This window comes from Streptomyces sp. NBC_01477 (assembly GCF_036227245.1).
GTDB lineage: Bacteria > Actinomycetota > Actinomycetes > Streptomycetales > Streptomycetaceae > Actinacidiphila.
Window position 1 is genome coordinate 2,007,201 of sequence record NZ_CP109445.1, and the last position, 12,812, is coordinate 2,020,012.

The following is a 12,812-nucleotide window of genomic DNA, read 5'->3' on the forward strand; positions in this document are numbered from 1 at the left end:
CGTTGCGCCTGCGGCGGCGTCGTCGTGGTTGCGCGCCCCGGTCCTCGCGCTCCGCAGGGGGAGCCCTCCGGCGCGGGGGTGGCCCCCTCAAGGGGGCGGTGGGCCGCGTGGGCGGGCAGGACGGGGGCGCGGACGATCCGGACACCGCATGAGGCATCCGCGGGGAATCGTCGATAAGGAGATGCAAATGCGCACGAAGCCGAAAATCGCCTGGAAAGGCCCGGGGATCATGGGGTCCCCCATGTCGGAGAACCTCATCGCCGCTGGTTACGACGTCACCGGGTACACCCTGGAGCCGGAAAAGCTGGCCCGGTTGGAAGCCGGGGGCGGCACCGCCGCGGGGTCCGGCGGCGAGGCGGTCGAGGACGCCGACGTGATCATCACGATGGTGCCCGCCTCTCCCCAAGTGGAGGCCGTCGCCTACGGCGAGCACGGCATCCTCGCGCACGCCCGCTGCGGCGCCCTGCTGATCGACACCTCCTCGATCACCCCGCAGACCTCGATCGACCTCGCGAAGGCCGCCGCGGCCAAGGGGATCCGCGTGCTGGACGCCCCCGTCTCCGGCGGCGAGGCGGGAGCCGTCGAGGCGGTGCTGTCGATCATGGTCGGCGGTGACGCCGAGGACTTCGCGCAGGCGCGGCCGATCCTGGACGCGCTGGGCACGACCGTGGTCCTGTGCGGCCCGCACGGCGCGGGCCAGACGGTCAAAGCGGCAAACCAGCTGATCGTCGCGGTGAACATCCAGGCCTGCGCCGAGGCCGTGGTCTTCCTGGAGAAGTCCGGCGTGGACCTGTCCGCCGCCCTTGAGGTGCTCGGCGGCGGCCTCGCCGGCTCCACCGTGCTGACCCGCAAGAAGGCCAACTTCCTGGACCGCGAGTTCGCCCCCGGCTTCCGTATCGACCTGCACCACAAGGACATGGGCATCGTCACCGACGCCGCCCGTACGGTCGGGGCCGCGCTGCCGGTGGGTTCCGTGGTGGCGGACCTGGTCGCGTCACTGCGGGCGCAGGGCGACGGCGGGCTCGACCACTCGGCTCTGCTGCGCGGGGTCGAGCGGCTCTCGGGGCTGCCGGTCAAGGTCTGATCGGCGCCCTCCCGGAACACCGTCCGGCGGTGCGTGACCGTCCTGCCGCGCCGAACGCACCGCCGGGCGGGCAGGGGTGACGGGCTGTCGGCCGCCGGTTACAGCGGGCGGGAACTTCCTGCACTATGGGGTCACGACACCGACCGGAAGTTGTGACCCCATGGCAGAGAGCGTGCTGGTGCGCTGTCCGGCCTGCCGCCGTGACCACACCTACACCGCGCCGACCTTCCCGTGTGCGTGCGGGGCGCCGCTCTGCCTGCCGGTGCTGCGCGGCGGGCTGCCGGTGGAGGTCATGCACCGCTCGTGGGACGACTCCTGGGTACGGCTGCGCTGCCCCGACTGCGGGCGGACCGGCCACTGGCCGCAGCCGGAGTTCGGCTGCACGTGCGGCGCGCTGATCCGGCTGCCGGTGGACGGCGAGGCGGCCGGCGAGCCGGGGCCGCTGCCCGTGCCGCACGCCTGGCCCGCCGCGCCCGCGCCGGGCGGGGCCGTACCGCCGCCGGCGGACCGGCCGCCGTTCCGCCCGGTCACCATCCGCACCGGGCGGGACGCGCTCACAGCGGCGGCGCAGTATCTGAAGTGGCTCGGCTTCGCCGATGTGCGCCTGGCCGGCGACCGTACGGCCAACGGCATCGACCTGCGCGGCAAGGACCTGGTCGCCCAGGTCGACCCGACCACCCAGCCGACTCCCGTGCGGGACGTCGAGTGCCTGTGGCTCAACTGCGCGAACGAGGACGCGGCGGGGGCGTTCTTCTCGCTCGCGGGGTACGCGCACGACGCGCGGCTGCGGGCGGACCACCTGGGTGTGCCGCTGTTCGTCATGGACCTCACGGGGACGCCGCAGCCGGTCAACGAGGCGGCGGACGTCCTGATTCGTTCAGGCCCTCCTTCCACGCGCTGAGCCCGCCTGCCCCTTGCGGCGCCCTCCCCGCCTGCCGCGCCGTCGCGGTTGCCCCGCGCTGTTCCCGCGCCCCTGGGTGAGTGCCACCTGCGGTACGTCCCCTGCCCACCGCGGCGCCGTGGCTGAGCGCGCAGTTCCCCGCGCCCCTTCGGGCTTGCCCTCTGCCGCGGGGGTGGATCCGGGGGTTGACGGGGTCGAAGGCGGCGCTTAGGGTCACCAAGCCCGGGGAGCTGGGCGCGGCCTTCGAGCGGGCGCGCGAGCTCGCGGCGGAGTACCGGGTGCCGGTGGTGGTCGAGGCGATCCTTGAGCGGGTCACCGACATCCCGATGTCCACCACCGCGGACATCTCCGCCGTGGTGGAGTTCGAGGAGCTGGCGACCGAGCCGGGGCACGCCCCGACCGCGGTCATACCCCTGGTGTGACGTCCCCGTGGGCGAAGTCCGCCCGCAGCTCCACCTTGCGCACCTTGCCGCTGACCGTCATCGGGAAGGCGTCCAGGATCCGCAGGTGGCGGGGGACCTTGAAGCGGGCGAGCCGGCCCTCGCAGTAGCCGGCGAGGTCGTCCAGGGTGGGCGGGTCGGCCGGGTCGCGCGGGATCACGCAGGCCAGCACCTGTTCGCCGTACTTCTCGTCGGGCACCCCGACCACCTGCACGTCGGACACCTTGGGGTGGCCGTAGAGGAATTCCTCGATCTCCCGCGGATAGACGTTCTCACCGCCCCTGATGATCATGTCCTTGATCCGGCCGACGATGGCCACGTAGCCGTCGTCGCGCATTATGGCGAGGTCGCCGGTGTGCATCCAGTTCCCGGCGTCCACCACCTCCGCCGTGCGGTCCGGCTCGTCCCAGTAGCCCAGCATCACCGAATAGCCGCGCGTACACAGCTCACCCGCTGTGCCGCGCGGCAGTGTGAGTCCCGAGGCCGGGTCCACCACCTTGACCTCGATGTGCGGCAGGGCCTGGCCGACGGTGCCGGTCCGGTTCTCCATCGAGTCGTCGCGCCGGGTCTGGGTGGACACCGGCGAGGTCTCGGTCATCCCGTAGCAGATGGACACCTCGGCCATGTGCATCTCGGCCATCACCCGCTTCATCACCTCGCCCGGGCACGGCGACCCGGCCATGATGCCGGTGCGCAGCGACGTGAGGTCGTAGTCGGCGAAGTCGGGCAGGCCGAGTTCGGCGATGAACATCGTGGGGACCCCGTAGAGCGAGGTGCACCGTTCCTGCTCGACCGCGCGCAGGGTGGCGGCCGGGTCGAAGGACGGGGCCGGGATCACCACGCAGGCGCCGTGCGAGGTGGCGCCCAGGTTGCCCATCACCATGCCGAAGCAGTGGTAGAAGGGCACCGGCAGGCAGATCCGGTCCTGTTCGCTGTAGCCGACCGTACCGCCCACGAAATAGCCGTTGTTGAGGATGTTGTGGTGCGAGAGGGTGGCGCCCTTGGGGAAGCCGGTGGTGCCCGAGGTGTACTGGATGTTGACCGGGTCGTCGCAGCTCAACGTCGTCTCGACGGCCGCCAGATACCCCTGGTCGAGGTCCGTTCCCGCGGCGGTCAGCTCGTCCCACGACGGGTCGCCGATGTGCACGACCTCGCGCAGGTCCGGGCAGCTGCCGCGGACCTCGGCGGCCATCGCGCGGTAGTCGCTGCCGTGGTGCTCGGTGGAGGCGATCAGCATCGACACGCCGGACTGCCGCAGGGCGTAGGCCAGTTCGTGCAGCCGGTAGGCCGGGTTGACGTTGACCATGATCGCGCCGAGCCGGGCGGTGGCGTACTGCACCATCACCCATTCCGCGCAGTTGACCGCCCATATCCCGACCCGGTCGCCCTTGCGCACCCCGCGGGCGGCCAGTCCGCGGGCCACCTCCTCGACCGCGCGGCCGAATTCGGCGTACGTCCAGCGGCGCCCGCCCGGCACGTCGACCAGTGCCTCGCGGTCGGGGTGGGCGGTGATCGCCCGGTCGAGGTTGCGGCCGATGGTGTCGCCCAGCAAGGGGGTGCTCCCGGTTCCGTGCGCGTACGAGGGTTCGGCTGTGGTCACCGGTAGTCCTCCTCGTGGAATTCGTCGCTGCCGTCGTGCATCGTCGCCTCGCGCAGCTCGATCCGGCGGATCTTGCCCGACACGGTCTTGGGCAGCGGGGCGAATTCCAGCCGTCTGATCCGCTTGTACGGCGCGAGCACCGAGCGCGAGTGGGCGAAGATCGCCTTGGCCGTCACGGCGTCCGGCGCCCAGCCCGCGGCGAGCACCACGTACGCCTTGGGGACCGCGAGCCGCAGATCGTCGGGCGCGGGCACCACGGCCGCCTCGGCGACGGCCTCGTGCTCCAGCAGCGCGCTCTCCAGCTCGAAGGGGCTGATCTTGTAGTCGCTCGACTTGAAGACGTCGTCCGCGCGGCCCACGTAGGTGATGTAGCCGTCGGCGTCCCGGGTGCCGATGTCGCCGGTGCGGTAGTAGCCGCCGCCCATCGCCTCCTCGGTGCGCTCGGGGTCGCCCGCGTAGCCGGTCATCAGGCCGACCGGGCGGCTGCTCAGGTCGAGGCAGATCTCGCCCTCGTTGGCGGGCACGCCGGTCACCGGGTCGATCAGGGTCACCGTGTAGCCGGGGTTGGGGCGCCCCATCGAGCCGGCCTTGACCAGCTGGCCGGGGCTGTTGGCGACCTGGACGGCGGTCTCGGTCTGCCCGAAGCCGTCCCTGATCAGCACGCCCCACAGCCGCCGTACGTGCTCGATCACCTCGGGGTTGAGCGGTTCGCCGGCCGCGACCACCTCCCGCGGCGGGGTGGTGAGCGCGCTCAGGTCGGCCTGGATCAGCATCCGCCACACGGTGGGCGGGGCGCAGAAGCTGGTCACCCCGCACCGGTCCATCTCGGCCATCAGCCGCACCGGGTCGAACCGCGTGTAGTTGTGCACGAAGACCGTCGCCTCGGCATTCCAGGGCGCGAAGAGGCTCGACCAGGCGTGCTTGGCCCAGCCGGGCGAGGAGATGTTCAGATGCACATCGCCCGGCCGCAGCCCGATCCAGTACATCGTGGCCAAGTGCCCGACCGGATACGACAGATGGGTGTGTTCGACCAGCTTGGGCCGGGCGGTGGTGCCGGAGGTGAAGTAGAGCATGAGCGGGTCCGACCCGGCGGTCGGCCCGTCCGGGGTGAAGCCGGGCGGTGCCGCGTACGCGTCCTCGTAGGCCAGCCAGGGCGGCTGCGCGCCGCCGCCGACCGCGATCCGGGTGTAGTCGCCCGGCACCTCGGCGAACTTGGCGGTGTCCGCGGCCCGTACGATCGCGTGCCGGACCCGCCCGCGGCCGATCCGGTCGCGCAGGTCGGCCGGTCCCAGCAGCGGGGTCGCCGGGATGGCCACCGCCCGCAGCTTCATCAGCGCCAGCACGGACTCCCACTGCTCGACCTGGTTGCCCAGCATCAGCAGCACCCGGTCGCCGGCCCGCACCCCGCGGGCGCGCAGCCAGGACGCGACCCGGTCGGAGCGGTCGGACATCTCACGGAAGGAGATCAGCGACTCGGCGCCGTCCTCCTCGACGATCCACAGGGCCGGGCGGTCGTTGCCCGCGGCGATGACGTCGAACCAGTCCAGCGCCCAGTTGAAGCGCGCGGGCTCCGGCCAGCGGAATCCGTCGCGGGCCGCCGTGTAGTCCTCGCGGTGCCGCAGCAGGAAGTCCCGGGCGGCCCGGAATGCCCCGGTCGCGTCCGATGCCGCCATGTGTCCTCCTCGTGGATGTCCCCTCGGTAGCATCGTGCGGTAGTGACGTGGGTCTCACTACCCCCGGACGGGGGTGAGGAGGTGGCGCGGTGGACGGCAGTCGTGCCGAAGCGATGGAAATTCGGGCTGCCCTGCTGCGGATGCGCAGGTCGGGTTTACTGCCGGTGGCCTTCGGCGGGTTGGTGGCGGGAGCCGGCACGCGGCAGTTCAGGATCAGCGAGCTGTCGGGCGCCGACACGGATTCGCTGCGCGGGCTCGCGGTACGCACCGGGAACGGCCTCGGCGGCAAGTCCCTGGCGCTGGGCCGCCCTTACGCGGTGACCGACTACGGCTCGTCCCGCGCCATCAGCCACGAATACGACGCCGCCGTCGCGGGAGAAGGGCTGCGCTCGGTCCTCGCCGTGCCGATCGTGGTCCAACGGCAGGTCAGGGGAGTGCTGTACGGGGCGCTGCGCCAGCCGTACGCCCTCGGTGACCGGCCGCTGGCCGCTGCGCTGGACGCGGCCCGCGACCTTGAACAGGCGCTCGCCATAAGGGACGAGGCGCGGCGGCTGCTCGCCTCCTGCCAGGGGCCGGTCGCGGCGGACCCGCGGGCCTGGGAGGAGGTGCGCGAGGCGCACACCGAACTGCGGGCGCTCGCGGTGCGCATCCCCGACGTGCGGCTCCGCCAGGAGCTGCTGACCGCGTGCGCCCGGCTCGCGTCGGCCGCGGTGCCGCCCTCTCCCGCCCGCACGTCTGCCGTCCAGCTCACCCCGCGCGAGCTGGACGTCCTCGCGGCGGTCGCCTCCGGCGCGACCAATGCCGCGGCGGCGGCCCGGCTGCGGCTGCGGCCCGAGACCGTCAAGTCGTACCTGCGCTCGGCCATGCGGAAGCTGGGGGCGCACACCCGTCTCGAAGCGGTCAGCACCGCCCGCCGCACCGGCCTCCTGCCCTAGGCCGGCCCCTGGCGGCCCGCGCGCCTGCCCTGGGCGTTCCGTTGCTTGTCCGACCCGCCGCCGTGGCTTGTCGCGCGGTTCCCCGCGCCCTTCGGGAGTTGCCACGTGCGGGTGGCAACTCGCCCGCGCCTGCGTCATGGCTGCGCGCGCCGTTCCCCGCGCTGCTGGCGCGTCGCCCCCTGCGGTGGAGGACGAGCCCCGAAAAGCACGCGGGGAGCGGCGCGACCAGCCACGATGGCGCCGCAGGCAGGCACGCACCGCAACGGGCGATCACCCGGGGGCGCGGGGAACCGCGCCCCCGGCCCCCACCGGGGGGAGGTCCCGAGGACGGCGCACAGCGGCCGGGCCGGGGGAAAAGAGAGCGCGGCACGCGAGTGGCGGGAGTAGTGTCCGCGGCGTGAGCGTCGATCGGGTAGGCGGCTTCGCCGCAATGTCACTGGTACTGGTCCTCATCCCGGGCCCGAGCGTCCTGTTCGTGCTGGGCCGCGCCCTCGCGCACGGCCGCCGCACGGCCCTGGGCAGCGTCCTGGGCAACGCGATCGGCGCGTACACGCTGAGCGCGACCGTCGCGGTCGGCCTCGGCGAGATCGTGTCCCGCTCGGTCGGCCTGTTCATCGCGCTGAAGCTGGCGGGCGCCGCCTACCTGGTCTTCCTCGGCGTGAAGGCCTTCCGCAGCCGCGGCGCGCTCGCCGCGGCGATGCCGGAGGACACCGAGGAGGCGGAGGCCGCCGGGGACCGCAGGGGCGACCTCCGTACGCTCTGGGAGGGCTTCGTCGTCGGGGTGACCAACCCCAAGACGATGGTGTTCTTCGCCGCCGTCCTGCCGCAGTTCGTGGACCGCGGCGCGGGCCGCGTGCACGAGCAGATGCTGGTGCTCGGCCTGGTGTTCACGGTGATCGCACTGCTCTGCGACAGCGTCTGGGCGCTGGGCGCGTCCGCCGCCCGCGCCTGGTTCGCGCGTTCGCCGCGGCGGATGGCGACGGTCGGCGGTACCGGGGGGCTCGCGATGATCGGACTGGGCGTCACCGTCGCGGTGACGGGCCGCGCGGACACGTAACAGCGCGGCCCGAGGGCGGTGTGAGCAGGCGCACACACCGGGCGCGAGCGAAACGTTTGCGTTTCGATAGTGCTGGTCGTACGGTCGTGGAGTACGAAACCGTTTCGTTCTTCCTGCGGTACAGCCCTGCCCGTCCCACCTCAGGAGTTCCGCCTGATGTCCTCCCAACCCGCAGCCGACGTTCCCGTCGACAGGCTCTCGAAAACCGCACCGGAGCGTACGTCCGGCTCATCCGGCCCACGCGAGGAGAAGGCCAACCACCGCTGGTGGGTACTGGCCGTCATCGCCATCGCCCAGCTGATGGTGGTCCTCGACGCCACCGTCGTGAACATCGCCCTGCCGTCCGCCCAGAAGGCGCTGGACTTCTCCGACGGCAACCGGCAGTGGATCGTCACCGCCTACTCCCTCGCCTTCGGCTCCCTGCTGCTGCTCGGCGGCCGGCTGTCCGACCTGGTCGGCCGCAAGATCGTCTTCCTGATCGGCGTCGTCGGCTTCGCCGCCGCCTCCGCGCTGGCCGGCGCGGCACAGAACTTCGAGGTGCTGGTCACCGGCCGCGCCCTCCAGGGCCTGTTCGCCGCCATGCTCGCCCCCGCGGCGCTCTCGCTGCTCAACACGACCTTCACCGACGCCAAGGAGCGCGCGAAGGCCTTCGGCATATACGGCGCCATCGCCGGCGCGGGCGGCGGTATCGGCCTGCTGCTCGGCGGCGTGCTGACCGAGCACCTGAGCTGGCGCTGGACGCTGTACGTGAACCTGTTCTTCGCCGTGGTCGCCTTCATCGGCGGTATGGCACTGCTGCGCAAGGGCGCGCCCGCCGAGCGGCCGAAGCTGGACCTGCCGGGCACCATCCTGGTCACCACCGGTCTGTTCTCCGTGGTCTACGGCTTCTCGAACGCCGAGACCCACCACTGGGGCTCCCCGCTGACCTGGGGCTTCCTGATAATCGGCGCCGTGCTGGTGGCCGCCTTCAGCTGGTGGCAGACCCGTACGGCGCACCCGCTGCTGCCGCTGCGCGTGCTGCTGGACCGCAACCGCGGCGCGTCCTTCACGGTGCTGGCACTGTCCGGCGCCGGAATGTTCGGCGTGTTCCTCTTCCTGACCTACTACCTGCAACTGTCGCTGCACTACAACCCGGTCAAGACCGGCCTCGGCTTCCTGCCGATGATCGGCGCGCTGATGGTGGCGGCCCAGCTGGTCACCAATACCCTGCTGCCGCGGCTCGGCCCGCGCCCGATCGTGCCGGTGGGCATGTTCCTGGCGGCGGTGGGCATGGCCTGGCTGACCACCCTCGACCTCAGCAGCAGCTACGCGGGCAATGTGCTGCCGCCGCTGCTGGTGATCGGCTTCGGCCTCGGCCTGGTGATGCCCGCCGCGATGAGCGTGGCCACCGAGCGGATCGGCGAGGCGGACGCGGGCGTGGCCTCGGCCGCGGTCAACACGATGCAGCAGGTGGGCGCCTCGATCGGCACCGCGCTGCTGAACACGCTGGCCGCGAGCGCCGCGACCTCGTACATGACCCACCACACGGGCAAGGCGGCGGCGGCGCAGGCCCAGCTGCACAGCTACGCGACCGCGTACTGGTGGTCGGCCGGGCTGCTCACGCTCGGCAGTGTGCTGGCCCTGTTCATGTACCGCGGCGGCCGTCCGGTACCGGGCGACCAGCCGGCCGGAGCCGCGGCCGTACACATGTGAGACCGACCGCCCCCTGAACACCCGGCGCCGCCTGAGCGGACGGCGCCGGGTCCGGGGGCCGGTCGCCGGGTCATCGTGGGGACGGGACACCCGGCACCACCGGCCCCCCGCATACGCCGCCCCGCAGGACCGCGACCCCCGTACGCGGCCCGGCGGGGCGGCTTTCGTGCGCGCACCGGCACGCACCGCCGGCTACGTGTCGGCGGTGAGTGTGCCCGCCGCGCCCCAGCTGTTCCTCCGCGACGGTGACGGAGCATCCCAGTTGACGCAGCCCCACCGGGTGATCGTACGGAAGGGGACCGCGCTCGGCGTGCGCGTCGGGCGGGGGCGGTTACGGTGAAGCCATGGACGTCAGCGCGCAGCCCGCGACCGGCCTCCGGCCGCTGTACGTACCGGTACGCAGCGGGCCCGCGGGCGTCGTCGTACGCCTGTGGCGCACGCCCGTCGGGACGCGGACGGCGGTGGCCTTCACCACGGATCAGCGGCTGCGGGCGGCGCTGGGGCCTTGCCAGCGGTGGATCCGGCTGTCCGACAGTGCCTTGCGCCGACTGGCTGAGCCACTCGGCGCGACGGCGCTCACCGTCGACCCCCTCCTCTTCAGCCGCCCGGCCTTTCCCCGGGCCGCGCCCCCGACCCCCCAACTCCACTAGCCCGGACCGCTCCCCGCCCCCGGGGTGGGTGCTTCTCGCGGTACGCGCTCACCCGCGGCGCCATGGGGGCCGGTCGCGCAGTTCCCCGCGCCCCTGGGTGAGTGCCACTCGCCGTGGCGTGCCTGTCGGCTGCGCCGTCGTGGCTGAGCGCGCAGTTCCCCGCGCCCCTGGAAAAGCTCGCTTGCCCTCTGCGACAGGGGACGAGCCCCGTAGGGGCGCGGGGAACTGCGCGACCGGCCACGACGAACCGTCGTGTGGAAACGGGCAGCCACCACCCCGGGGGCGCGGGGAACTGCGCGACCGGCCACCGCGCAGCCGCAGGCAAGCACGCCACCGCGAGTGGCAACCCCCGGGGTTGGCGAGCCACGACGGGCCGGAGGGAAGGGCAGCTAGGACCCAGCTCGGGTCAAGAACCTGGCTGGACGTCACCGGTGGTCATCGCCGGCACCTCCCGGCGGGAATCGAGGTCGCCCGGGGGGATGCCCGGGTGGTGCTGGGCCGGGGACAGGGGCGTGGCCGGGGCGGCGTCGCCCAGGGCCAGCCGGGAGACGATCCGGTAGCGGTCACCCCGGTAGACCGAGTGGACGTACTCCACCGGCCGCCCCGTCGCGTCCTTCGTCAGCCGCTCGAAGAGCAGCGCGGGTGAGAGCACGGGCACCCCGATCAGCCTGGCCTCCTCCTCGTTGGTGACGGTCGGCTCGATGGACTGCACGGCCTCGTGCACCCGCACCCCGTGCCGCTCCCGCAGGAAGTCGTAGAAGTCGCCGGACTCCATGTCGTCGGGCCGCAGCCCGGGGACGAGTGCCGCGGGCACATGGAGGTACTCGATGGCCATCGGCTCGTCGTCGACGAGCCGCAGCCGCGCGATGTACGTGATCTCCGCGGCCGGCGAGATGTGCAGCTTGCGGCCGACGCGGGCGCCCGCCTGCACCGTGGTGAACTCCAGCACCCGGCTGGCCCAGCTGCCGGACGCCTGCGGCAGGCGGTACGCGTCGCGGGCCGGGGCGAGCTCCTGGGTGATCTTGGCGCGGGCGACGAACATGCCGCGCCCGTGCTCGCGCAGCAGCAGCCCGGTGGTGACCAGTTCGTCCACGGCGGAGCGCAGGGTGGGCCGGGAGACGCCGAGCTGTTCGCACAGGGTGCGCTCGGAGGGGATCGGGTCGCCGGGGGCGCAGGACTCGACGAGTTCCATGAGGTAGTCGCGGACCCGTTCGCGTTTCACCGCGGAGCGCGACGGCTCGCTGACCATGACTGGTGTCCTTTCCGTGCTGCGGGTTGTCCAGCTGAGGTTATCCAGATGCTGACCAGCATGCCAGCCGTGGCGGGCGGCTGCGTCCCAGTACACAACGGTATACGACCGGATTCCCGGCAGCGCGCGAGGCCTTGACGTCACCAGTGGTCTATGCCACCTTCTGCGAGCAGCACCAGACCAGTTGGCAAGTGGTCAATTCCGCCCGCGCTTCCCGAGGTGACATCACCGTGAGATCCCGACTCCTCCCCGCCGCCGCCGCGCTCGCCCTGGCGGCCGTCACCGGCCTCACCGCCTGCGGCTCGTCGTCCGACGACTCCTCCGACTCCCCCGGCAGCGCCGCCGCGGCGCCGGCCGAGCTGACCGTCTGGATCATGCAGGACAGCATGTCCGACGGTGTCCTCAGCCGTTTCAAGACCTCCTTCGAGGCGGCGCACAAGGGCACCACCCTGGACATCCAGATCCAGCCGTGGGACGGCATAGGCCAGAAGATCACCAGCGCGCTGGCCAGCAAGGACGCGCCGGACGTGATGGAGGTCGGCAACACGCAGGTCGCGCAGTACGCGGCCAGCGGCGGCGTCGAGGACCTCACCGCCAAGGTGGCCGACCTCCAGGGCTCCGACTGGATACCCGGGCTCGCCGACCCGGGGAAGATCGACGGCAAGCAGTACGGCGTGCCGTGGTACGCCGCCAACCGCGTGGTGATCTACAACAAGGACCTCTTCGCGAAGGCCGGCATCACCGCCCCGCCCAAGACCCGCGCCGAGTGGATCGCGGACACCGCCAAGCTCAACACCGGCGGCAACGACGGGATCTACCTGCCGGGGCAGACCTGGTACGCGCTGGCGGGCTTCGTCTGGGACGAGGGCGGCGACCTCGCGGTCAAGGACGGCGACCAGTGGAAGGGCGCCCTGGACACCCCGCAGGCCAAGGCGGGCATGGCCTTCTACCAGCAGCTCCAGGCGCTCGGCAAGGGTCCCAAGGACGCCGACGAGGCCAAGCCGCTCCAGGCGGACGTCTTCGCCAAGGGCAAGAGCGCGCAGATCATCTCGGTGCCCGGCGGCGCCGCGGTCATCACCAAGGCCAACCCGGCGATGAAGGACAGGATCGGCTTCTTCCCGATCCCGGGCAAGACCGCCGACAAGCCCGGCGCGGTCTTCACCGGCGGCTCCGACCTGGTGATCCCGGAGGCCTCGCGGCACCAGGCGCTGGCCTACGAAGTGGTCAAGGCTCTCGCGGGCACCGCCTTCCAGACCGACATGGCCAAGGAGATGAGCTACGTGCCCAACCGCACGTCGCTGGCTTCGGTCCTGGCCGGCAATCCGGGCGCGTCGGTGATGGCGGTGGGCGCGGCGAACGGCCACGCCACCCCGAACTCCCCGAACTGGGCGGCGGTCGAGGCGAACAACCCGATCAAGCAGTACATGACCCAGGTGCTGACCGGCGCCGACCCGGACGCGGCGGGCAGGACCGCCTCCGACGCGATCACCAAGGCGCTCAACACCGCCTCCTGACCCCGCCCCGCCCCGCC

General features: G+C 72.4%; 10 protein-coding genes and 1 pseudogene. 8 read left to right on the plus strand and 3 right to left on the minus strand.

Annotation, left to right across the window (positions count from 1 at the left end; all coding sequences use genetic code 11):
- Positions 1-187 precede the first annotated feature (187 nt).
- The 3 genes and pseudogenes from OHA86_RS07925 to OHA86_RS07935 all read left to right on the plus strand — a co-directional run.
- Positions 188-1,084, plus strand: a complete 897-nt coding sequence (locus OHA86_RS07925) for a 2-hydroxy-3-oxopropionate reductase (protein WP_329173663.1) — start codon at positions 188-190, stop codon at positions 1,082-1,084.
- A gap of 160 nt (positions 1,085-1,244) precedes the next feature.
- Entirely contained in the window at positions 1,245-1,985 is a 741-nt protein-coding gene (locus OHA86_RS07930; RefSeq protein ID WP_329173665.1) for a hypothetical protein, read from the plus strand.
- Between the two features lie 203 nt (positions 1,986-2,188).
- A pseudogene (locus OHA86_RS07935) lies at positions 2,189-2,407 on the plus strand (glyoxylate carboligase); the annotation flags it as partial.
- On the opposite strand, the gene OHA86_RS07940 reads toward OHA86_RS07935, so the two are convergent.
- Both OHA86_RS07940 and OHA86_RS07945 read right to left on the minus strand, forming a co-directional pair.
- Entirely contained in the window at positions 2,391-4,025 is a 1,635-nt protein-coding gene (locus tag OHA86_RS07940; RefSeq protein WP_329173666.1) for an AMP-binding protein, read from the minus strand. The pseudogene OHA86_RS07935 and the gene OHA86_RS07940 sit on opposite strands and share 17 nt — an antisense overlap.
- Complete coding sequence (locus OHA86_RS07945; RefSeq protein WP_329173667.1) at positions 4,022-5,698, minus strand: AMP-binding protein; 1,677 nt, start codon at positions 5,696-5,698, stop codon at positions 4,022-4,024. The genes OHA86_RS07940 and OHA86_RS07945 overlap by 4 nt, the downstream gene beginning before the upstream one ends.
- A gap of 113 nt (positions 5,699-5,811) precedes the next feature.
- On the opposite strand from OHA86_RS07945, the gene OHA86_RS07950 reads away from it, so the two are divergent.
- From OHA86_RS07950 to OHA86_RS07965, 4 genes are all read left to right on the plus strand, one after another.
- Entirely contained in the window at positions 5,812-6,633 is an 822-nt protein-coding gene (locus OHA86_RS07950; protein ID WP_329182278.1) for a helix-turn-helix transcriptional regulator, read from the plus strand.
- 430 nt (positions 6,634-7,063) lie between these two features.
- Positions 7,064-7,690, plus strand: coding sequence for a LysE family translocator (locus tag OHA86_RS07955; RefSeq protein WP_329182280.1), 627 nt, complete (start codon positions 7,064-7,066; stop codon positions 7,688-7,690).
- A gap of 156 nt (positions 7,691-7,846) precedes the next feature.
- Positions 7,847-9,382, plus strand: a complete 1,536-nt coding sequence (locus tag OHA86_RS07960; protein ID WP_329173668.1) for an MFS transporter — start codon at positions 7,847-7,849, stop codon at positions 9,380-9,382.
- 344 nt (positions 9,383-9,726) lie between these two features.
- Positions 9,727-10,032 carry an SAV_915 family protein gene (locus tag OHA86_RS07965; RefSeq protein WP_329173669.1) on the plus strand — a complete coding sequence of 102 codons (306 nt, stop codon included), beginning with the start codon at positions 9,727-9,729 and terminating at the stop codon, positions 10,030-10,032.
- Between the two features lie 406 nt (positions 10,033-10,438).
- On the opposite strand, the gene OHA86_RS07970 is transcribed toward OHA86_RS07965, so the two are convergent.
- Complete coding sequence (locus OHA86_RS07970; RefSeq protein WP_329173670.1) at positions 10,439-11,281, minus strand: GntR family transcriptional regulator; 843 nt, start codon at positions 11,279-11,281, stop codon at positions 10,439-10,441.
- A gap of 230 nt (positions 11,282-11,511) precedes the next feature.
- On the opposite strand from OHA86_RS07970, the gene OHA86_RS07975 reads away from it, so the two are divergent.
- The gene (locus OHA86_RS07975) at positions 11,512-12,795 is read left to right on the plus strand and encodes an extracellular solute-binding protein (RefSeq protein ID WP_329173671.1); all 1,284 of its coding nucleotides are present in this window, start codon (positions 11,512-11,514) and stop codon (positions 12,793-12,795) included.
- The last annotated feature ends 17 nt before the right edge of the window (positions 12,796-12,812 follow it).